This is a genomic window from Lentzea sp. NBRC 102530 (genome assembly GCF_030269365.1).
GTDB lineage: Bacteria > Actinomycetota > Actinomycetes > Mycobacteriales > Pseudonocardiaceae > Lentzea.
This window is the reverse complement of the sequence record NZ_BSTF01000050.1, coordinates 1-919: the sequence shown is the minus strand read 5'-3', so window position 1 is coordinate 919 and position 919 is coordinate 1. Positions and strand designations below refer to the sequence as shown.

The 919-nt window shown below is 67.6% G+C and carries 1 pseudogene; it reads right to left on the bottom strand.

Annotated elements, in window-relative coordinates:
- Window positions 1-19: 19 nt before the first annotated feature.
- Window positions 20-888: pseudogene (locus QSK25_RS45230) on the bottom strand (IS5 family transposase).
- Between the last annotated feature and the right edge of the window lie 31 nt (window positions 889-919).

Genomic DNA, 919 nt, shown 5'->3' with positions numbered 1-919 from the left:
CTAGCGCGTGTCCTGTAAGTCATCGGAGCCAGAGCACGATGGCGGCGATGGTGAGTTCGGCCTGGTAGTAGGCGACGCGCTTGGCGTAGCGGGTGGCGAGGTCGCGGAACTGCTTGAGTCGGTTGAAGCATCGTTCGACGACGTTGCGCTGTTTGTACAACTCGGTGTCGAACGCCGGTGGTCGTCCGCCGCGTGCGCCTTTGGCGGCGCGTTGGGCGATCTGGTCGGTGCGTTCCGGGCTGACGAACGTGATCCCGCGCCGGCGTAACGCCTGCCGGGTCGAGGGATGGGAGTACGCCTTGTCCGCGATCACGACGTCCGGTCGTGATCGCGGACGTCCCGGCCCGTCACGCCGGACGCGGATGCCGTCGAGCAGGGGTAACAGTTGCGGGTTGTCCCCGGCCTGTCCGGCGGTGAGAAGCACCCGCATCGGCAGGCCACGGCCGTCGACCGCGAGGTGGATCTTGGTGGTCAGTCCGCCGCGGGAGCGGCCGAGTCCTTCCCCGTCGACGGCGAGGGCTTCGATTTCGGCTGTGCAGCCCCCTTTTTCCGGGCTCCGGCTGAGTGCTGATGCGCCCGCACGACGCTGGAGTCCACGCTGATCACCCACTCGACGTCACCGACGGAGTCGTCCTTGACGATCACCTCGTTCAGAATCCGGGCCCAGGTGCCGTCCTTGGTCCACAACCGCAGCCGTTCGTGCGCGGTCTTCCACGGCCCATACCGTTCCGGCAGGTCACGCCACGGCGCACCGGTCCGCAGCTTCCACAGGATCGCGTTGATCACCTGCCGGTGATCCCGCCACCGCCGCCCACCGCCCGACACAGGGGGCAGCAGCGGCGCGATCGCTGCCCACGCACGATCCGTCAACTCACCGCGACCAACCACCGCAGAGAGATACCAGATGCCCAGATCAACG